This window comes from Bacteroidetes bacterium SB0662_bin_6 (assembly GCA_009839485.1).
Classification (GTDB): Bacteria; Bacteroidota; Rhodothermia; order Rhodothermales; family VXPQ01; genus VXPQ01.
Genome location: VXPQ01000019.1, coordinates 1 through 22353, shown reverse-complemented (window position 1 = coordinate 22353; position 22353 = coordinate 1). Strand labels below are relative to the sequence as shown.

Sequence of the window (22353 nt, the reverse complement as noted above, 5' to 3'; positions counted from 1 at the left end):
TTTCCACCCGGTTATATTACAGGATACTCTGATCAAAACCGCTTCGATCAGCGCGTAACCATATACCAACCAGCAAGAAGCCATGGGGGACACAAACGTACGAAACACCGGGTTGACCCGGCGCAGATTCATTCAGTCATCGGCGGCAGCGGCGGCAGGCGCCTCTGTGCTCATGCGCTCCGGAAATTTCGCCTATGCGGCGGGGTCGGACACCATGCGGGTCGGCCTGATCGGATGCGGCGGCCGCGGCACGGGCGCCGCGGTGAATGCCGTCGAGGCAGCAGAGGGAATCGAGGTGTACGCTATGGGCGATCTCTTCGAAGACCGGCTGGAAGATTCCAGGCGACGCCTGCAGGAGCACATCGGCGACCGGCTCAATGTGACGGACGAACGCACGTTCACCGGTTTCGATAACTACCGGCATGTGATCGACAGCGACGTGGATTATGTAATTCTCGCCACGCCGCCGGGATTTCGTCCTGTGCAGTTCCGCTACGCGGTCGACTCCGGCAAGCATGTGTTCATGGAAAAACCCACGCAGGTCGATGTGGCCGGATACCACTCGATCGTCGAGGCGGGCACATTAGCCGATGAGAAGGGACTTTCCGTGGTCGCGGGTACGCTCTACCGCCGCCAGCCCAGTTTCATGGATGCCGTGGCCGAGATTCATGGAGGGCTGATCGGTGAAATCACAGGCGCCTATGCCTATTACATGACGGGGCCCATCTGGCTGCGCCCGCGCCTTCCCGGCATGTCGGATATGGAATGGCAATGCCGGAACTGGTATTACTTTACCTGGCTTTCGGGGGACCACATCGTGGAGCAGTTCGTGCATAACCTCGACATCATTCAGTGGGTTATGCAGCAAGTCCCCGAGCGCGCCATCGGAATGGGCGGGCGCCTTGCGCGCGTCGATCCTTCGTACGGACACATTTACGACCATTTTTCGGTGGAATATGCTTTTTCGGGCGATGTGCGCGTAGAGGCGAAATGCCGCCAGTTCGAGGGAGCCACCGGGCGTGTTACGAACCGCATCGTGGGCACCAAAGGGGTGGCCGATCTGCATCCCGACAGTTCGATCATCCGGTCGCACGACGGCGATGTGCTTTTCCGACGCTCCGAAAAGGGCAACAATGCCTATGTCGTCGAGCATACGGACCTAATTGCAGCGATCCGGGAAGGGCAGCCTGTCAACGAGACCCGTCAGATTGCAGACAGCACCATGATTGCCGTTCTTGGACGCGAGAGCGCCTACACAGGACAGCAATTGACCTGGGAGGATATGCTGACCGCCGATATGGACCTTGTACCGCACACGTTGGCTTTTGGGGATATGCCTCCCGAACCCGTCCCTGCGCCGGGACGCACCCGGCTCAACCGGTCTTTCCTCGTTGCCGGAGCCGGTCAATAACACCAAATAAATTCGCTCTATACGTACTATGGACCGACGACATTTTCTGGGTATGCTGGGAGCCGCCTCGGGGGGCGTCGCAGCCCTTGCCAGCGCCGTTCCCGGCTTCACGGTCGCATCATCCCGTGTCACCACGCATTCGTCTGCCCGTACATCCATGCCGGCTATCTATAAAGCCGTCAAGTACGACATGGTGCGTGTGGAGGGCTCCGTGCAGGACAAATTCATGCTGCTTGCGGAACTGGGATTCGATGGGGTGGAGATGGGCAGTCCGAACGATCTGGTGCAGGAAGAAGTGGTTGCGGCTTCCCGTACCGTCGGACTGCCGATTCACGGGATAGTGGACATGGTGCACTGGAACAAGACCCTGTCGGATCCGGATCCGGCTGTCCGGGAAGAAGGACTGGAAGGACTCCGTATCGCGCTCCAGGATGCAGCCGCCTACGGAGCTTCCACGGTGTTGCTTGTCCCCGCCGTCGTCCAGGAAAACGTTTCCTACGACGATGCATGGCAGCGGTCGCAGGCCGAAATTCGCAAGGTTTTGCCGGAAGCCAGCTCATTGGGCATTCGTATCGCTATCGAGAACGTCTGGAATAATTTCCTGATGAGCCCGCTCGAATTTGCCCGGTACATCGACGAATTCGAAAGCGATTGGGTCGGGGCGTATTTCGATATCGGCAACGTGATCACGTTCGGCTGGCCGGAGCACTGGATTCGCATTCTCGGCGACCGCATTCTCAAGCTGGACGTGAAGGAGTTCAGCCGTCGGAAGCGCAATGAGGAAGGGATGTACGACGGTTTCAACGTTCCGCTCGGCGAAGGAGACGTCAACTGGCCTGCTGTTCGGGAGCACCTCGCAGCCATTGGTTTTACCGGCTGGGCCACAGCGGAAATTCCGGGAGGGGATCGAGAGCGCCTCGAAGAAATCGCCTGGCGTATGGACCGGGTGCTGTACCCGTCGTGACCTTTTTATCTGATGCAAACAGGCGGGAGTGAGCGGAACACCGTTTATAAATGGACACGTTCTCGCCGGTTGCAAAACAATAAAAGGGCCTGTGTCCGCGCTTACCTGGCCACAGGCTCTTTAATCGACGGGTCGGCAAATTCGTCGTACTGCACACGTTGGATGGCTACGCCCGCATCGGCCAGTTTCCCATCCAGATTCTCGTATCCCCGATCAAGGTGATACACGCGCAGCACATGCGTTTCGCCTTCGGCGATCATGCCGGCCAGCACGAGGGACACGCCGGCCCGCAAATCGGTGCTCATCACCGTGGCTCCTTGCAGGTCATTTCCTCCCGCAACAAACACCTCGTTTTGCACGACGATGGCGTTTGCCCCCATCCGATGCAACTCGGGGATATGTTTGAACCGGTCGAAATATACGGTATCCCGGACCCGGGCATTGCCGGACGCCTGGGTAAGCAGGACGGTCCATTGGGCCTGTAAATCCGTGGGAAAACCGGGGTAGACGCCGGTTTCTACGGATACGGGCAGGAGGGTTTCCGGAGGGGTAACATCCACGTAGTCGTTTCCCGGTTTGTAACCTGCCCCTGTGTGCGTAAATGCGTCGATGAAGGCGTCTCCAAGGTGTTCGGGGGCTGCGTTCGTGATGCGAATTGGTGTGCCCGGTTCCCCCGCAATGGCCGCAGCGATCATAAAGGTGCCCAGCTCGATGCGATCCGGCGCATTGTAAAAATCCACTGGAGAAAGGGTATCCACCCCTTCGATGTCGATCGTATCTGTTCCAAGCCCCTTTATATGAGCACCCATTTTTTGGAGCATCTTCCCGAACACCACGACATCCGGTTCGCGGGCGGCATGCTCTATCCGGGATGCCCCCCGTGCGGTAACGGAGGCCAACAGGAGGTTGATTGTTGCCCCTACACTGGACGGGTTCATGCGGAATTTCCCCCCGTTCAGGCGCCCTCCTTTTGCTTCCGCCACAACATATCCGTGATCGAGGCGAATGTCTGCACCGAAAGCCTCCATGCCTTTGAGATGCAGATCCACGGGACGCGGTCCCCAGGCGCATCCTCCCGGAAGCGATACGCGGGCATGCCCGCAGCGCCCCAGCAATGCCCCAAGCATATAGAAGGAGGCGCGCATCTTCTTCACCAGTTCGTAGGGGGCTTCCGGATAGTTTACCCCGCTTGCGTCCACCGTCATTTCGTTCCGGGCTTCGTCGAACCGGACGGCAGCTCCCGAGATACGCAGCACGTGCGCAAAGGTCTTGACGTCCCGCAGGTTGGGAATACGGGACAGCACGGACGTACCGTCTGCAAGAAGCGCCGCCGCCATCAGCGGCAGCGCCGTATTCTTGGAACCGCTCACAGGCAGGGAGCCGGAGAGCGTGTGTCCGCCTTCTATGATAAGTTTGTCCATAGCCTGTAATATACCGCACACCGTCCGGGATTCCATGTGCGGAACCAGGAAGAATGTGGGAGACGGCTCAGTTTGACCGGATAGATTTTCGCGGAGCTTAAGGTGCGGTATTGCGACCTTGTTTCCAGCCGACCAACCCGACGAAACCTATGTCAAGACCAACGCGCAGAACCCACAATCCTTCGTCCGAGCCGAAGGTAGCCTTCGCCGCCGCGCGCGGCGGCGGCGCGTTGGCGGAACTCGCCAGGCTCCAAAACCCCCTTTTTACCTCTTTTGAGTAATTTCTACTCCTTTTTGGAGTAATTTCTACTACATTTCGGAGTAGTTTTTACTCAAAACGGTGTATGGTCGAGAGCGCGACTTGCCCCGGCACCCTGATAAAAACAATCAGAACAATGCGCTCATCTGTAGTTGCATCGTGTGAATGACCAGCGCGTCTGCAGGCGCGCGCCCATCGTACGAAAAAGTCGCCCGGAGATACTCGTTCACAGTGTACCGGGCGCGGAAAGACCATAAACTCGACCAGCCTGGTCCCCTGCCGTCCGTTAATTCAAACCGGGCCAGACCGAGGGCTTCGCCATCGAGCCGCACACGGGCAACTTCCGCGCGCAAGGTGGTCTGCAGTTTCCGTGGAATCGTATACCGGACTTCCGCCGGGGCTTTAAGGACTTGCGCGCTGCGTGCGCCGAAATCGTCCTTTTTTCGTCCGTATGAGGCGGAAACGGCCACCTGTATCCGGTCCGAAACCGAATAGGAAATCCCCGGCTCCAGACGGAATCCGGACACGTCATAACGGCGCGAGGCAAACGCATCGCTCGCAAGACGATCCTGCTCGCCGGCGGCTACAGCCCGCAATCCCCAGTTCGGCCCCGGACGCCAGCGCCCTTCCATGCGCCAGCCGTCCACGAACCGTTCCTCCTGACCGGCAGCCAACTCACTCAGGCTGCGGAGCCGGTTCAGGGAAATGTCCAATCCGTAATCCGGACTGGATCGGAACAAAAAAATGTCCTGTCCCAGCCGCAATCGTCCGTTCATCGTGTGTTCGGCGTTCCGGAATCGGCTCAGGTCCAGCAGGTATATGGATGTCGTGTTCGGATCTCTCGTTTTCTCCTGCACTTCGACCACGGTCCGCGCCGCGACATGCGACAGCCTTCGTTTCCAGCGGCTGTCCGAACGGCCCCATACACGCTGCGGATCCAGTTCCAGGCGTATACGGCTCCGGACGTTCACTACGGATACAAGCGTATCCGAGGGGATGTAGGTTCGCACATAAGAGCCCTCATTCGGCAACCGTTCAGGAAGCATTTCATCGATCTGCACAAGACCGTCCTCGTTTCCGTCCTCCCAAACGAATTGCCCGATCTCGGGGCCGGTACGTATATATATCTCCTGTAAAACGGGGGAGCGCTCCGTCATTCCGTCATACAACACATTTGCCTGGACGGACCGGGAAAACGGGCGCCACACCCCGCTGAGCTTCAACAGAACAGACTCCGCATCCTCCCTGTTCTGTTCTATGCGGAAACGATCGGTGAACCGCCGCGTGCGAAAGCCGACACTCCCTTCTGCATCCAGCACGGAAGAAGGCCGCCACTCGAACGTCGTACGTCCGGTCCATGAAGCGGCGGCCGGCTCCACACTGCCCGCGATCCAGTCGTCCTCCACGCGGCGCTCGACAAAAGCCGCCATGCCAAAAGCACCGTCTTTCCAGGCCAGGCCCGGGCGCACTTCCAGAAAACGGAACGACGGACGCAGCAGACTGTCCGCACCGACCGCTTCCTGCATCCGATCCTCGTGCTCGAATTCGATGCGCGGCGACAGCCGACCGCCGCCAAACGGATACTCCATGGATCCTGATTGCCGGAACCACCGGCCTTGTTCGTCCGCCGCCGAATCGTTGGCGGTAATCGCCTCTGCCTCGTAATCGAAACGGGGCATACCGCCTTCATGCACAGCCACATAGGCCGCAAGGCGATCCGCCTCGAACCCATCCCCCAATGCGATCCGTCCCAATTCGCCCCGCACATTCGAAGCCTCAAGAAAATCGAATCGCAGATTGCCCTCATCGATCGTCTCATCCACGGACAGACTGCCGACGCTGAGATTACGCCGGGACGTTATGTTCCACCGGCGCTCGAATTCAACCGGGCGGATGCGATCGAACGCAGCGAATTCGGAGGCCACATGCCTGCGGCGGATTTCCCCCGACAGCCGGATACCGCCGAGAGAAGAGGGCTTCAGGCGTATGCCGGCAAGCACGGCGTCCCCGATGTCATCGGCGGCATCCAGCGTGGACAAACGGTTCTTGTCATTCAGGCTGCGGCCCCACTCGCCGAACACTTCGAAAGCGGGTACGGGCGAAAAGGCGCCCCGCATATCGATCATGCGGTGCATTTCCGGCCTGGGAAGAAGACGCACCGGAAGGTAGCTCCCCCTACCGGGCCCTCGATACTCGTACAGAATACCGTTGACCGCCCGGCCCGTGCGCTCGTAACTGCCCAGTCCTTCGCCCACATGCGTGAATCGCACGCGAAACACGGCTTCCGAAGGGAGAGGCGCCCGATCAAGCGCCACATATACCGTATCGGCTCCAGGCCGAATCTCCCTGCGGTACTGAACGTACGGCACTTCCGGATCGAACTCGACGCGCTGGGCCGCTCCGGAAGTAGCTACCCCATCGCCCGCGCGCGCAAGCGCCAGAGAATCCTCCGCGCCGAATCCGAATTCCTCGCTGAAATCCCGGCTGTCCGCTTCCCGGATTACCGAAATCCCGAAGCGCCCGGACATTCCCCGCGCCGACGTGGCGGGATCCTGGAGAAAATGCATCTCCATTTCAACCCCGGCAAGCGTCCGCGTGAACCGGCTCGTCGAATACTGAAATTCGACTTTTATGCGCTTGTCCGCCGTGACAATGAGATTCTGCGTAAAGGAAATCTCCGCGGTGGCGTAGTCGATGACGTAATCGTTCGTCTCGCCTCGAACAAGGCGCTGCCCATCCACGAAGACGGTTTCGGAACCGGGCACGATGAGTACAAATCGCTCGCCCGCCGCCCCTTCAAGCCGGTAGGGGCCCTGTACGCCGTCGAGCGGTTCTATCTCCTGCGACCGGAACAGCCCCCGGGTCACGGCCCCCGACGCCTTGACCCGTCCCCCGATCCTGCTCCCGTCGGGCAGCGAAGCCATCACGGAGGCTCCCTGCAACCTTCTGGAAAACGTGCTGAATTCGCCGGAAGCGAACCTCAGATCGAAGTCGCCCAATTCCGCCCGTGCATGGGGCACATCCAGGCCGATAAACACGCGGTCGAATTCTTCGATACGCTGTGTGGTGCCCTCCGGAAGGATCGGCGTATTCTCGTCGGTAAGCACAGCCTGCACATGAACCTGATCGGACAGAGGACCGGAAAGCTGCATGCGAAGCCCTGACTCGAGCGTTACATCCCGGTTATTGCCGACGAGCATGCCCCGGGTGATCGATCCGTTGTGTTGCAACGCGGACGTGGCGGGAAGCAGCCGGAGGGGTTCTTCCCCGGCGCCGGGAGGAATAGCTTCGGCCTGCTCCCCCGCTCCCTCTTCGTCCAACGCATGGCGGCGATACAAATCCCGGAAACGGAACGGCAACGTCCGGTATTCGACCACCAACTCCCCTATCCCGGACACATCGTCCACCCGAAGACGGGCATAACGGTAATCCAGTCGGTAGCGCGTCGTATCGAGCGCTACGCCATCAGCCAGCACGCGCTCCGATCCCGGAAGTACGATAGGGACCAGTTGAAACGGCTGAGCCGCCGATACATTCAGCGTGTCGCGCCGGAATATCTCCGGGGCAGGCGCTGCTTCCTGCGCCCGCCCCTGCGCCGCAACGAATGACAGCGCGATACCCGCCGCAACGAGTCGAGCAATCATTCCGCAGGCGCAAGCAGATACATGCGCTGCACTCCCAGAACGTACAGGGTTCCATCCGTTCCCGCAGCGACGTCCACGATGTGAGTGTCCATATCGATCTCAAGGCAGCGCTCGAAACGCCCGGTCTCGTCATACGCCACCAGACTGTGCGCAAGCACCGCATACACCCTCCCGCCATCCACAACGACGGCGCGAAGCCCCGCAAGCCCGGAGCCGATGGTACGCACAAACGTTCCGTACTGGTCATAGACCATCAGGGATTCCGCGCCGCGATCGGCCACGTAGAGCAACCTGTCTGCCCCGACAGCGATATCCACCGGATCGACAAGCGCACCTCTTCCGGCGTCAATACCCCCGATCACTCCCGCGGGGCGGCGATCCTGATCCCATTTGCGGACCACTCCCCGGTCCGCGTCCACGGCAAAAATTTCGTTCGCCGAAGAGGTGGCTACGGCTACGGGAATGCCGAAGGAATAATCGGCGGCGGCTTCATCCTGCCTCCGATAGGTTACGCGGGCCGAAATGTCTTCGTCGGTTCGCATCAGCGGGACTGCCCCGAGATATGCCCCGGAGCGCGAGAATATCTGAATACGCCGATTGCCGGCGTCGGCCACATACAGCACCAGGCCGTTGGTGGGATCGACGTCCACGGGATCGTCGAATGCTCCTTCCTGCGATCCGGGCCCGCCCAGTACGGCAGAACGCCCCCCGCGTCCGTTCATCGTATATATGACGTCACGGCCTGCGTCAGCCACATAGACGCCCCCGAAAGGATCCACGCCGATAGCGCGGGCATCCACAAAATCCACCCCCGGAAGAGGTGTTGCCCGGAGCGTATCCACGGGCTGAGCAATGGCCTGACCGGCGCCCAAAACAAGCGCGCCAAACATGCCCAGCACCCCAAACGCCATGGCAACCGGACGCATCATGACGGACGCAGCCCCTTTTTTCCGATGTCCCGCCGAAACTGCATGTGTTCGAAAGAAATGCGCCCCACCGCTTCGTAGGCACGATCCAGTGCTTCGCGGAGGTCCCCGCCAAGCCCGGTAACGCCGAGCACACGCCCGCCGGATGTCACAATCCCGCTTCGACCGCTATCCTCCTGCCCATCCGTTGCGGTGCCTGCATGAAACACCATCACGTCACGGTGTGCTGCTGCCTGCTCCAATCCCTTGACAGGAAACCCCCTTTCGTAGGATCCCGGATACCCGCCGGATGCCAGCACGACGCATGCCGCCGCACCGCTCCGCATGGAGAGTGTCGAACCACTGAGCGCCCCACGGGCCGTCGCCTCAAACAGATCCAGGGCATCGTCGGCGAGAAGAGGGAGAACCACCTGCGCCTCAGGATCCCCGAAGCGACAATTGTACTCGACCACTTTGGGCCCTTCTTCCGTAATCATCAACCCGCAGTACAGTACGCCCCGGTACGGATGCCCTTCCGCCGCCATACCGTGCAAGGTCGGTTCAACGACCCGATCGCGCACGACGCGCAGGAGATCGTCCGTTACGATGGGGACCGGTGCATAGGCCCCCATCCCGCCGGTATTCGGCCCCACATCCCCTTCGCCGATTCGCTTGTGATCCTGCGCCGGCGCCAACAACACATATTCCTTCCCGTCCGATAAGGCGAACACGCTTGCTTCCTCTCCGGTCATATATTCCTCGATCACAACCTCTTCCCCCGCCGCACCGAACGCCCGCTCGCGCAACATAAACGAAAGCGTTTCGATCGCTTCCTCCACGGTAGCGCATACAACAGCCCCCTTGCCGGCCGCCAGGCCGCTTGCCTTTACCACAATCGGAGCGCCGCATGCCCTGACATGGGCCGCCGCCTCATCGTAATCCCCTGCTCCGAATGTCCGGTGCCGCGCCGTGGGAATACCATGCCGCTGCATAAACGCCTTGGAAAATGCCTTCGACCCTTCGAGGCGAGCGGCTGCCGCACTCGGCCCCATAATCGCCAGCCCCTCCTGCTCGAAACGATCCACAATGCCCAGCACCAGCGGCTGTTCGGGGCCCACAACCGTCAGATCGATCTGCTCGGTACGCGCAAAACGAACAAGATTTTCGATGTCATCCGCACGAACGGGTACGATCGAAGCAAGCTCACGGATACCCGCATTTCCCGGAGCTGCAAATATTTTTTGAACCCCTCCCGATTGAGACAGGCTGTGAACGATAGCGTGTTCGCGGCCCCCGCCGCCGACAACCAGTATGCGCATGAGAGCGTTTTTTCCTGTGGCAAAAAACTGTTCTGTGAAGGAGCGGATAGCAGGCGTCCTACCTGTACCTTATTGCTTTTTTCCGCCCGCTCAATCCAGCAACCGCCGCAGCGCATCGAGTTGCTGCAAGGCCTCGAGCGGCGTCATTCGATCCGTATCCAGCGCTCCCAGAGACTCCTTGAGCGCTTCCCCTACGGGATCCGTCTTGCGGTCAAAAAGGGACATCTGAAACTGCTCGGAAGAGGCCGCCGGCATATCCTTTGGAGAAGGTTTGAACGCGCGGATCTCCCCTTCCTGCATCGTATCCACGCTGGTATGCCGGCTTTCCAGCCGCTGGAGAATCTGGCGCGCCCGGACAATGACCGGTTCGGGAAGCCCTGCCATGCGCGCTACTTCGATACCAAACGAATGATCGGCGCCCTCCGGAGCCAGCTTGCGCAAAAAAATCACGCGGCCTTCATGCTCTTCCGCCCGGATGCATGCGGTGCGTACGCGATCATATCGATTCGCCAGTTCGTTCAGTTCGTGATAGTGCGTGGCGAACAAGGTGCGGGCGGCCACGTCTTCGCGCTCATGCAGGTACTCCACCAGCGCCCATGCGATGGACAAGCCGTCAAATGTGCTGGTGCCGCGCCCCACCTCGTCCAGTAAAATGAGCGAGCGCGGGGTGGCATTGTTCAGAATATTTGCGGTCTCGTTCATCTCGACCAGGAACGTGCTTTCCCCTTCGGCAAGGTTGTCGGAGGCCCCGACTCTCGTGAATATTCGATCCACAAGGCCGATTCGAGCAGATTCCGCCGGAACGAACGAACCGGCCTGGGCAAGGAGTACAATCAGCCCCGTTTGCCGCAACACCACGCTTTTTCCAGCCATGTTCGGGCCGGTAATGATAATAATCTGCGCATCGTCCGGATCCAGGTAGATGGAATTCGGAATAAAAGGCTCCCCGGCAGGCAGGGCCTGCTCCACAACCGGATGCCGCCCCCCTTCGATCTCAAGCGTTCGTCCGTCGTGTACCTCGGGCCGGACATAGCCGAAACGCACCGCCGCATCGGCCAGCGCCAAATAGCAATCGACCATGCCCAGCAATGCGGCATTGCGTTGCAAGGCTTCGGTATATTCCGCGACAGCCGCCCGCAATTCGGCAAAAAGGTTCGCCTCGATCGTATCGATCCGTTCCTCGGCGGTCAGGATTTTTTCCTCGTATTCCTTCAATTCCGGTACGATGTAGCGTTCCGCATTCACCAGGGTCTGTTTGCGGATATAGTCGTCCGGCACTTTGTCCTTGTGCGTGTTGGTCACCTCGAGGTAGTACCCAAAGACCTTGTTGAAACCAACCTTGAGCGAGGAAATGCCCGTCCGCTCGATCTCTTTCTTCTGCATCTCGACCAGCCAGTCCTTCCCCGAGCGGGCAATCCGTCGTAAGGTATCGAGTTCCTCGTCGTAGCCGTCCCGGATCAGCCCTCCTCCACCTGTCCCGACAGGCGGATCATCCACGATAGCCCGATCGATCAGATCGACCAGATCGGTGTGCACGGTAAATTGCGCACCCGCTTCCCGAAGCTCGTCGCATGTACAATCTTCGCTTGAAGAAAGGAGCTGTTTGATCGCAGGAAGCTGCCGAAGCGTCAGTTTGACAGCCACCATATCCCGCGGTGTAGCCCGGCCTGTAGCAATACGGACGGCAAGGCGTTCCAAATCACCCATTTGCTCCAGTTCCTCGCCCAGTTTCGCGCGAAGCGTGCGGGACCGGAAAAAATCCTCGACGGCGTCGAGGCGACGCTCGATGGCTGCGACCTTGCGCAAGGGGCGCACCAGCCATCGCCGAAGTTGCCGCCCCCCCATGGGCGTTCGGGTCCGGTCAAGAATGCTTACAAGCGTATCCTTCCGGCCCTGTTCATGAAGGGGCGTAACCAACTCCATATTCCGCTTCGTTTGCGGATCCAGCGTCATATGGCTGGCGCTGTCGTACGGAACGATCTTGCGAACATGCAGGAGCCGGCCCCTCTGCGTTTCGCCGAGATAATGCATCACGGCGCCGGCGGCAATCGTCCCAAGCCGCAAGTCATCGACTCCGAAGCCCTTCAGCGAGTGCGTACCAAAATGGTTCAGCAGGGTCTGGCGGGCAAAATCGTACCCGAAAACCCAATCCTCGACCGGCGTTACCACGAACGAGCCACGAGGCGCCTCATCCCGATGGCTCCGGGCAACAAGCACTTCGGCAGGCTGGATGGTCTGTACCAGCCCGGATAATTCCCCTATATCCCCCTCACTGGCGAAAAATTCCCCGGTGGATGCATCCAGAAAGGCCACACCGACGCGCCCGCTTTCCAGCCAAACCGCGGCCAGATAATTGGATTGCTTCGGATCGAGCAGATTGTCGTCGAAATAGACGCCGGGGGTGACCACTTCCACGACATCACGCTTTACAATCGTTTTGGCCTGCCCGGGGTCTTCCATTTGCTCGCAAACGGCTACCCGAAAGCCGGCCTCGACAAGTTTCGGCAGATAGGTATTCAGGGCATGATGGGGAAAACCCGCAAGAGGCACATCGTACGCCTTGCCGTTGGAACGCTTGGTGAGGGCGATACCAAGCGTCTTGCTGAGTTGCTTCGCATCTTCGTCGAACGTCTCAAAAAAATCCCCCATCCTGAAGAGAAGAAGCGCTTGCGGATGTTGCGCTTTGATGGCGTAATACTGCCGCATCAGCGGTGTTCGCCCCTTGTTCTCCTCGCTGCGCATCTCCGTCACGGATTATTCATCTCCTTGCATGCTATCGACTGCCGGCACGGTTCGCGCCGAAATATCGTCCCCTCCCCGCGAATCGGCGCCGGACAAGAGTTCAGAGACAATGCGATCCGCCCCGTATATATGTTCCAGCACTTCAGTCATGCCTCGCGTATCCACAGACACGGCACGACCCTGTTCGTCCAGATACACATACGTGTTGCGGAGCGCGTCGATATTGCTGTCAAACACCACACCCACGACACGCAGTTCCTTATCGAGAAGCGGCGAACCGGAGTTCCCGCCTGTGATGTCGTTGGTCGTGACCAGATTGACGGCCGTGGACCGGTCCAGCGAATCCGGGGGTTGCAGCCACCGTTCCGGCAAATCCCAATCCGTATCTTCCCCGCCGTAGGAATAATAATGATCGTACATCCCGAACAAGGTGGTATAAGGCGGCGCTGTGGTGCCATTATAGGGATATCCTGTCACGACGCCATCGGCAATGCGGAGCGAAAACGTCGCATCCGGAGGTATTTGCGCACCGTACAGTGCAAAACGGGCAAGAGACAGCATGGCATTCAGTTCCTGCTCTCTCCTGTCGAGACCGGATATCTGTTGCTGGATCGACAAATACAGCGGCGTTACGGCCCGCGCCATCGCTTCCGCAGGATCACCGCTGCCAAAAAAGCCTTCTTCCAGCAACACCGCGTATTGTGCGGAATCGCTCAAAGCCGTACCGGAAACAATCCGATCGGCGGCTTCTTCGGGCGTCTGCCCCTGCAACAGACGATTCACCGTCGGATCGTTTTCACCGAGGTAGCGCAAAAATTCGTGCAGGCGCACTGCCAGCATCCGCTTCTCAAGTTCCGGGGGCCAGTCTTCTATGTCAAGCGCATCCTCCAGCACATCCTCGATTTCGTCCGCCGGCATACCCCGCTGCCTCATCAGAGTGACAATATATCCGTAAGCAGACCGCACAAGCACGTGCGAATCGAAGGCCGGCGCACCAAAAAACAGGAATGCCCTGTTCTGATCCGCCATCGCTTCCTTCGATCGCTGCAAACGTGCGATTTCGCCAATCACATGACCATGTTCCTCCTGTAACGAATCCACGGCTGCAATCTCTGCAACCAGCTTCCTTTCGGCCGTCATGCGACGGGCTATCAGCAGCGAATCGCGTAATCCGGCCAGTTCTCCTTCATTCTTTTTGAACTGATTCGATATCTGATGCCAGGCGTTGCGCAGCTCGTATTTCCGATCCGGCCCCTCTTCTTCCGCAATATACTCCTCGAGAACCCGCATCCGCTCTTTTAGCGCATCAAGCGCCGCAGGTAACATATAATCCCGCTCGAATTCCAGTTGTCCAACGGTTTCGAGGCGACTGGTCGTACCCGGATTGCCTACCACAAAGACCGCTTCCCCATCCTGGGCTCCGTCCTTGTCCCACGCAAAATAATGCGGTGTATCCAGAGGCTTGCCCTCCGTATCGTAAGCACGGAAAAAACTGAAGTCAAAACTGTACCGGGGGTACGTGAAGTTGTCCGGATCGCCCCCGAAGGCGCCGATGGGCAATTCCGGCGCGAAGACCAGCCGGATATCGTCATGGCGGCGGAACGTATAGGCCGAATACCGACCTCCGTGATACAGTTCGACCACTTGCACCGTCAAAAGCGAATCCCTGGCCTGGGCCTCGGCATTCATACGTCCCTCGATACGTTCCATCCTTCTTTCACGCGCCGCCGCCGAACGGTCGTCGCTATTTATGGCCCGCTCACCCCGACCCTGCCTCCTGCGGGGCGCAGGGTTTTCATCATCCGGATACCGAACGAAACCGTAGACCTCCTCCGTAATGTCCTCGATGGCCACCAGTTGATCCACATACAGATCCTCCACCTTACGCTCTGCCCCGATCGAATCCGCGGAAAATCCGGTATCGAGCAGCGTCTCCCCCTCGCGCGTCACATCCGCAATGCTTTCCCGCGCGCAATGGTGATTCGTAAGAATGAGTCCATGCGGAGATACGAAAGACGCCGAACAATTCGGGAGCCGGAGCGCCCCAAGGCGGGCGCGGGCAAACCAGGCGGAGTCCGGCCTGAATCCATAGGCCTCCTCGAAATAATCGACGGGCGGATCCTCGAACGTCCACATCTTTCCCGTATCGAATCGCCCGATCTCGACATCGACCGGTGCAGAAACCGGGCTCGCCTCTTCTTCGCCTGGGGGTAAAGCAGTCGTTACCACCGGCTCCGTCGTGCCGGGACGTTCCACGACGGAAACTATCTGGCTGCCTCCGCTGCAGCCCGCCCACACCAGAAGAAACAGTACAGCCGCTCCCGACCGCTTCCTGCAAACATTCATGAACATGACAAACAAGGAATACTATTCGGACAGGATGGCGTCGGCTTCTTCTTCGGATTCAGCGAAACGCCCCGATGTCGTCTCCAGGACAAGGCGATCCGCATCGTACATATCGTCGAGCGCCTCAAGAATACCTCGCGCATCGACCGAAATGCTTCGCGCCCGGTCCGTCAAATAGATAAAATCCCCGGAGAGGCTCTCGATATTGCCATCAAAGAGAAGACCTGCAAGGCGAAGGTCCGGATCGATCACGGGAGATCCCGAGTTACCGCCGATCGTGTCGTTGGTGGAAACGAAATTCAGAGGTGTACGCATTTCAAAGCTTCCCGGCGGAGTCAACCAGCGCGCCGGCACGTCCCAGGGCGTATCCGCACCGTACGAATAATAGTGGTCATACAACCCGTAATACGTCGTATAGGGAGGCGCCACCGTGCCGTTATACGGATACCCCTGTACGACCCCGTCGGCTATGCGCAGGGAGAATGTGGCATCGGGAGGCACATCCACACCGTACACTGCATACCGGGCGCGCCCGATCTGCTGCGCAAGAGCCTGTTCCTCGACGGCAAGCGCCGCCATCGCACTGCGATACGCCGTCAACTTCCCGGCAATGGCGCCAACAACCTGTATGGCGGGATCGGTTTCCGTGATGGAACCGGTCTGCAGCGCTTCCATGGCGGCAGCCCCTTCCGTGAGCATCGAATGTTCGACCACATGCCGCGCCGCCTCTTCGGGAGAACGCTCGCCAAATATATCGACGACAAAAGTACTATCCTGACCGAAACGATCCGACCACGTTTGGAATCGTACAGCAAGATACGCAGCCTGCAACGCCGCCGGTTGATCTTCAATCAGGACCAGTTGCTCATACACATCGTCCGGGATGTCCTGCGCCGCATCCACCAATCCGGCGTATTCATGCACGACAAGAGCACGGCGAAGCGCCGCGGCACCGAGGGAGGAGGCCGGATTCAATGCAAGAAATGCCCTGAACGCATCTCCGTACGCACGCTTCTCTTCCTGCACTTCGCGCATCCGCTCAATGAGATCGCCGTACTGTTCACTAAGTGCGGGCGTCTGACCGATCGCTGTCATGAACTGCTCCTCGGCATCCATGCGGCGGGCTGTCACCACGGGGTCATTCAACGCCTTCACCCGACCCGTGTACAACTTTCTGGCATTCTGTAACGAGAAAATCCGGTTGATGAGTGCATCCTGCTCTTCCGCAGGCGTCTCGTCCAGCAACGCCTCCAGTGCCGCAAGACGAATCTCGATCAGGTCCAGCAGAGCGGGTTCCTGCACATCGCGTCGGAACGTCAACTCTGCGACAGTAGACAGCCGGAACGTGGACCCTGGATTACCAATCACAAACACTGGGTCTCCTTCCTTTACCCCCTTACTGTTCATGGGGAAATAATAGCTGACTTCAAGTGGTTTATCGTTTTCGTATACACGAAGCAGAGCAATGTCCAGCGTATAACGAGGATAGGTGAAATTATCGGGATCGCCCCCGAAAAACCCGATCTTCAACTCGGGAATGAGCACAAGGCGGAGATCGGTATAACGGCGAAAAACGTATGCGGACAGCAGGGCCCCGTTGTATATGGAAACAATCTCCACATGATGCCCCGGTCCCGCTTCCGTTTCGATGCCCTCCTGCACCTCTTTAATTACTTCCTGCCGCATCTGCTCACGTTCGGCATCGTTCCTAATGCCTGCAATAGCGGCTTCCACCGCAGGCGTAATATCCCCGATGCCAACCAGCTGATCGGCCCACATGCCGTCCACCAGGCGTTCCTCGTCTAACGACCGGGCATAAAATCCGTCATCGAGAATAGACTCCCCCTCAAGGGCGACGCTGACGGCATGACTCCGGGCGCAGTGATGATTCGTTAATACAAGCCCGGTCGGCGATACAAACGAAGCCGTACAACCAGGAATCCGCAGCGTGCCGAGCCTGGCATGCCGAAACCACTCCTCGTCCGGCGTAAAACCATAGGTTTCTGCAAAATAATCGACCGGGGGATGATCAAAGGTCCACATCTTTCCCTGGTCGAAACGCCCCGCACGGGCCATCGCAGGGTCGACGCGCTGCACCGGCGCAGGCCGGAGCGGCTCATGGACCGGCACCGTTTCAGGGACTTCCGCGGGTGTCACGCTTGCCGGTTCGCCCTCCGAGGCTACAGGATCTTTAGTGGCGTTGCTGCCGGCGCAACCTGCAAACAGCAAAAGAAAAAGCGCCAGAAAACCCGGAGCGAACTGAATGCGTTCGTACATGGTTGAAAAAATCTGATCGGCAATGCGCAAAAACGAATCCGGACGGTCCCGTTTTCACACGCCACGGAGCTATATAACAGCTTTTTGATACAAAGAAGGAAGCCTCAAAGATTCCTGCCGGTGCAATACTGTACAACAAAACGCGGCGGGGCGAATAATAGTATTGCAAAGAGCAAACAGCCCCTTATGCGAAAGTGGCGGAACTGGCAGACGCGCCAGACTTAGGATCTGGTGGGGTAACACCCTTGGGGGTTCGAGTCCCTCCTTTCGCACACCATATTTTTCTGTGATCCGCCGGCCCTTTCGGCAGGCCGGTCCCTTTCTTTAAGAATAGTCTTGATCAAGTCCGCAAAGTTCGGACTATCCTTTACTCAAGGAGCGCTTCGTATACGGATGTGTGCGACGGGTCGAGTAGCGTAAGGTAATCGTACGCCTGATTACTCTCCTGCCAACCCTCGAACACGGCAGCCAATTCGTTATACTTCGCCAGAAAGAAGAGATCAAGGACATGCTGCCGGGAAACATCCTCGTACAATACGTCAAGGTCGGCAAGCACCTGGAGAATGGCGTTGCGCGCCGTATCGGGATTCATGAGAAAGCGATCGAGCCCGCCAAAGTGATAATCGAAATACGCCTTGCGCAACGGGCGCATGCGCGGATCCAGCACCTGCGTTATCAGATTGCCGCGGCTGGGCTCGGTACTGCCGATTTCTGACCAACCCTGCCCCGATGAGGATTGCGCACGTTCCGCAATCCGGCGAGCCGTTTCGAAATGGGGCGTGCCGCCGAGTTCGCTGAAGGTATCGTAGTCATACCCGAGCATCATATACGCATAAAAGTCGATGACCGAGGTCAACGGATCGTACTGTTCGAGATTGAACACAAGCGGCTGTCCCTGTGCATACCTGAATTGCCAGGACTCGTCGCTGAACTGAACGACCGTACTGTGTTGCATCGTGTTGTAGATCGGCCGGCGCGTGGCCACTACAAGCCGCGCATTGAAACTGGTCAGAGAGACCGCTTCCAGCACAATCACCTCCATCGTACACTCAATGCGTTCGTCTTCCCGGAAGCTATCCTCGGTCCAGAAACGATCGTTCACATATTCTTCCATGCGGACCTCGAGATCTTCAAGAAATCCGAAATCGGAGCCCGTCAGCGTACTGTAATTGACCGAAACCACACAGTTGAATTCCTGTGCAGCGGCCGGCGCCGGCGAAAAAAACAGCGAGAAAAGAAGCAGCGCGGCAATCGACGCCGTCGAAGAGGGAAGAAAACGCATCGTGGAAAAGAACATGTTCTTTCGTAATGGGATGCGGGTTTTTATGGCGGCGGATAAGGCTCTTGCTCATACCGGAACAGGCCTGCTCTGTTTCCGGCGGACGGAATAAGGGAGTGTGACTATCGAGCCCGGGAAGGCGCCCGGATAGCAGGAAATTTTTTACGCAGGGGGTCACGCATGCCCCCGCACGGTGTCTGTGAAATAAAAAACCGTGCGCTGCCCCGCTTCTTCGCCCCGTATATATCTTCCCCTCACCCTGAGCAGACTGCTTTTTCTGCTCCTGACTGCTCTGTCCATAGCGAACACACGGCAATCCGCTATGGGACAGCCCGTGTTTTCCGGGGCGCGAAGCGCTGCGCTCGGGGGAGCTTCGACTGCATTTCCGGATGACGCTGCGGGACAAGTCAACCCCGCTGCCTGGGGGCAGACGGATACCCGGATCCTCGCGCTGCACGGCGCTCAACTGTATGGATTGCCTGAATTGCGGTTCGCCGGGCTCCACCTCGTGGTACCCTTCCAAAGAGGCGCAATTGCCGGAGGCGCCTCGGTCTTCGGTTTCGATCTCTACAGACACTTCGTGCTGGGCGCCGGCTATGGAAGACGCTTCGGTTTCGGAACACACCGGGAAGTTCATGCGGGCGTGCGCACCGAGTGGAACCAGGTGTATATAGCAAACCACGGACAGGCCGGCGCACTGGGCCTGACCGCGGGTGTACTGCTCCCGATTACGCCGTTCATTTCGCTGGGAGCCGCCGCACACAATCTGACCGCGTTTGCCGGCCCCCTGCGCTCCGACTTGCGCCGATGCCTTGCTGTCGGCGCCGCATGGCGGCCCTCGGAGACCTTCGCCATGACGACGGATATAGCCAAGGAAACGCGCTCCCCTCTTTCCATTGCGGCCGGCATCGAAATCCGTCTGACCGAAGTACTGGCGCTACGGGGAGGTATTGCCTCGGGGCCAAGGCGGGCAAGCGGGGGAATCGGGCTGAGCCTCGCATCGGTTCGCGCGGATTTTGCAGTGCAACGACACGGAATACTGGGATGGACGCCTTCCATGTCCTTCCTCTATTCCTGGTGAAGCATGAAAACGGCAATCCTGCTGGCGTGTATGATGCAGACCGCAAACCCGCCCGCTGACACGACGGAAACGGCCACGGTCATCGAGACCACGCTGGATGTGCTGGAGGACGGGTTGGAAAATTCCGCCTCACTGCATGAAGCGATCGAATATGCTACGCACCGGAAAATCCGATTGGAAACGGCATCAGCGGAAGCGCTGCGCTCGATCCCCGGCATGTCAGAAATGAACGTGCAACGTATCCTCGCGTGGCGTTCATCCGGAAGAAGCATCGAAGAACCGGAATCGCTGTTGCGCGCAGGCCTGGATGAACACGCCGTCAACATGTTGCTTCCCTTCGTTACATTCGACCGCGCTGCACCCCGAACACGCCCACGCATCCGTACAGACCTCCTGCAGCGCTGGAGCCGTCGTCTGGATCTCGGAAAGGGATATCGAAAGGATGAACCCTCCGGCTATCTCGGCTCCCCTGACGCCTTGCAGTGGCGCATCGGGATACGTATAGGAGAACATATTGTCACAGGCATCACGCTCGACAAGGATCCGGGAGAACCGATCCGATGGCAGCCGAGCGGAGGAAGATTCGGCGCCGATTTTGCCGCCCTGCACCTGAGTCTGGACCAGAGGGGGCCCTTCGAACGCATCGTAGCGGGTGGCTATACGGTCCAGGCCGGAGAAGGGCTCGCGGCGGGCCAGAGCGCGGGTGGGATTTCGTCATTACGCACGGCCTCTGTCGATCGAATCCTGCGCCCGCATACCTCCTCGAGGGAGCATGCCTATTTCAGGGGCCTGGCCATGCAATCCAAACCGCTGTACGGGGTATCCGTAACCGGCTTCGTCTCGTACGTACCCCTGGATGCCCGCGTAGATACTGCGTCGGGGATATGGAGTTTGGCCTCCACCGGATATCACCGCACGCAAACCGAGTACGAAAGACGAGGGCAAGCCCGGGAACGCACTGCGGGCGGGATCGCCGTGTTCCGGCAGGGTTCCGCGTACGCCGGGGTGTTGTCTCTCCATACGCAGCACATGCTTGGCGTTTCCCGGAATATGCATTCCCTGTCGGTATTCGGCGGATGGGCAAAACCCCGCTGGGAAGGCTCGTTCGAACTCGTACCGAAAGAGAGACATCAGTCGTTGACCGTCTCGTTTACTCCCATCGCAAACGCCTCTGTGGATGTCCGGATGCGAAAAACCACGGCAAACGGCCTGCGGCCGCACACCCGGATCGGAGTAAATTCCCGCGGGGAAAGCTACCGGTACGCCGAATGGCTTGCCGAAAGCCACATCCGGCCTTTTCAGGCATGGACAGCGACCGTACGAGTACGGGAGCGGAAACGCCCGTTAAGCCTCCTGCCCAATGCGCGCGACCGGTTCGTTGCGGGGGTAATCGAATACAAACGGCGGAACTGGTTCACACTGCATGTGCGGGCCCTGACGCAAACATCCGAAGCAGCGGCCCGCTGCCTGACCGGCCGCCTGCTGCTGCCCTGTTCAACCCGTGAACGCCGGCAATCCCTGCGGATACAGATCGAATACAGGCACAGCCCCTCCCTTCGCTCCAGGACACGCATCGAGACCGTCCATGCCGAAGCGGAAGAAAAAGCTGCGGGGGTCCTGGTATATCAGGATTTCCGGTGGAAACCCCGGCCGCTTCTGCAGTTGGATATGCGGTATGCCTTGTTCGATGCAGCAGATGCTTCCGCCCGGCTTTACATGTTCGAAAACGATGTGCTCTATGGATTCGGCGCTCCATCCTTCCACGGACGCGGTCGCCGGTGGTACGTCCTGTCCCGGCTGGAAGCCTCCCGACGCCTGATGGTGCAATTGAAATTCGGCGCCACGCACTATGAGGATGTGCGTTCTACCGGATCCGGGCGCGACGAAATCCCGGGAGGCCGCGTGCGGGAAATGAAGGTACTGGCCCGATGGAGATTCGGGTCGTAACTCCGCGGCCTGCTATATCGTACTCATTGCAACGATCTGCCGGGGTCTCAATTCGAGCAGATCGACTTCAGCACCTTGCGCCGTGTTATGAGCTTGTCGTGCCATGCCTCCGCCGAAATTTCCTCGTCGTCGAGATAATATTCCCAGTAATCGACGTTCGCGCTCCGAGCAGCTTCCGGAGGTTCGATATGCGCAATACGTTTCAGCTCCGGGGACATACCCATCTGGTGCACAAAGGTAACCGTATGGTCCCCCATATAGCTTTCCTTGACCGATAGCCAGTTGTCACCGCATACATGACAGGTATAAAAGCGGGTTTGCGAATCGCCGTCCTGATCCGACGCGGAAGCATTCGGTTCATTTTCTTCGTCGTCCCCGAGCACATCCATCGGCACCATGCTGATGCTGCCGCACGCCTTGCATTGCAGTTTTTCCATGAATGGAATTATTGGCTGTTTCGAATGTACGCCCTGCCCATCCTCCTGCCTGCGCAACCCGGTCTTGCCAGGACTTCCTGCTCCTTCGCCAAGACCATGGCGCTTTGCGCAATGCATAAAACCACATAGGCCTCCCGGAATATACGGGAATAATTCAAAAAAAGTTACATGCAATAACGGACACGTATTAAGAATCTGTAAACCTTCCCGGATGAATAACCTGACAACGAATATCCGAAGGCCAAATAGGGCCTGTTACCACTATACAGCGATGCTCTGTTCCGTCAGGCACGGCGTCAATCAAGGCGCGAGGAGTGAAGT

General features: G+C 58.7%; 13 protein-coding genes and 1 tRNA gene. 5 read left to right on the top strand and 9 right to left on the bottom strand.

Annotated elements, in window-relative coordinates:
* Positions 1-82: 82 nt before the first annotated feature.
* Both F4Y00_02985 and F4Y00_02980 read left to right on the top strand, forming a co-directional pair.
* Complete coding sequence (locus F4Y00_02985) at positions 83-1411, top strand: Gfo/Idh/MocA family oxidoreductase (GenBank protein ID MYE03925.1); 1329 nt, start codon at positions 83-85, stop codon at positions 1409-1411.
* Positions 1412-1439: 28 nt separating this feature from the next.
* Positions 1440-2375: a sugar phosphate isomerase/epimerase gene (locus tag F4Y00_02980; protein MYE03924.1), complete on the top strand. Its 936-nt coding sequence runs from the start codon at positions 1440-1442 to the stop codon at positions 2373-2375.
* 101 nt (positions 2376-2476) lie between these two features.
* On the opposite strand, the gene murA is transcribed toward F4Y00_02980, so the two are convergent.
* The 7 genes from murA to F4Y00_02945 all read right to left on the bottom strand — a co-directional run bounded on the left by murA (position 2477) and on the right by F4Y00_02945 (position 17288).
* Positions 2477-3796 (bottom strand): UDP-N-acetylglucosamine 1-carboxyvinyltransferase, encoded by a 1320-nt coding sequence (gene murA, locus F4Y00_02975; protein ID MYE03923.1) that lies wholly within the window; start codon positions 3794-3796, stop codon positions 2477-2479.
* A 387-nt stretch (positions 3797-4183) separates the two neighbouring features.
* Entirely contained in the window at positions 4184-7699 is a 3516-nt protein-coding gene (locus tag F4Y00_02970) for a hypothetical protein (protein MYE03922.1), read from the bottom strand.
* Positions 7696-8628 carry a hypothetical protein gene (locus F4Y00_02965; GenBank protein MYE03921.1) on the bottom strand — a complete coding sequence of 311 codons (933 nt, stop codon included), beginning with the start codon at positions 8626-8628 and terminating at the stop codon, positions 7696-7698. The genes F4Y00_02970 and F4Y00_02965 overlap by 4 nt, the downstream gene beginning before the upstream one ends.
* Positions 8625-9923 carry a phosphoribosylamine--glycine ligase gene (gene purD, locus F4Y00_02960; protein ID MYE03920.1) on the bottom strand — a complete coding sequence of 433 codons (1299 nt, stop codon included), beginning with the start codon at positions 9921-9923 and terminating at the stop codon, positions 8625-8627. Before purD ends, F4Y00_02965 begins: the two co-directional genes overlap by 4 nt.
* 90 nt (positions 9924-10013) lie before the next feature.
* Entirely contained in the window at positions 10014-12629 is a 2616-nt protein-coding gene (gene mutS, locus F4Y00_02955; protein MYE03919.1) for a DNA mismatch repair protein MutS, read from the bottom strand.
* A 48-nt stretch (positions 12630-12677) separates the two neighbouring features.
* Positions 12678-15011: a S46 family peptidase gene (locus tag F4Y00_02950; GenBank protein MYE03918.1), complete on the bottom strand. Its 2334-nt coding sequence runs from the start codon at positions 15009-15011 to the stop codon at positions 12678-12680.
* Between the two features lie 21 nt (positions 15012-15032).
* Positions 15033-17288 carry a S46 family peptidase gene (locus F4Y00_02945; protein ID MYE03917.1) on the bottom strand — a complete coding sequence of 752 codons (2256 nt, stop codon included), beginning with the start codon at positions 17286-17288 and terminating at the stop codon, positions 15033-15035.
* 188 nt (positions 17289-17476) lie between these two features.
* Here F4Y00_02945 and F4Y00_02940 point away from each other — a divergent pair.
* Positions 17477-17560 (top strand) — tRNA-Leu (locus F4Y00_02940).
* A 95-nt stretch (positions 17561-17655) separates the two neighbouring features.
* Here F4Y00_02940 and F4Y00_02935 read toward each other — a convergent pair.
* Positions 17656-18585: a DUF4835 family protein gene (locus F4Y00_02935; GenBank protein MYE03916.1), complete on the bottom strand. Its 930-nt coding sequence runs from the start codon at positions 18583-18585 to the stop codon at positions 17656-17658.
* Positions 18586-18781: 196 nt separating this feature from the next.
* Between F4Y00_02935 and F4Y00_02930 the strand changes: the two genes are divergently transcribed.
* Both F4Y00_02930 and F4Y00_02925 read left to right on the top strand, forming a co-directional pair.
* Positions 18782-19648: a hypothetical protein gene (locus F4Y00_02930; protein ID MYE03915.1), complete on the top strand. Its 867-nt coding sequence runs from the start codon at positions 18782-18784 to the stop codon at positions 19646-19648.
* 3 nt (positions 19649-19651) lie between these two features.
* Positions 19652-21595, top strand: coding sequence for a helix-hairpin-helix domain-containing protein (locus F4Y00_02925; GenBank protein ID MYE03914.1), 1944 nt, complete (start codon positions 19652-19654; stop codon positions 21593-21595).
* A 47-nt stretch (positions 21596-21642) separates the two neighbouring features.
* Here the strand turns inward: F4Y00_02925 and F4Y00_02920 are convergent, their stop codons facing one another.
* Positions 21643-22032, bottom strand: a complete 390-nt coding sequence (locus F4Y00_02920; GenBank protein MYE03913.1) for a hypothetical protein — start codon at positions 22030-22032, stop codon at positions 21643-21645.
* Positions 22033-22353: the final 321 nt, after the last annotated feature.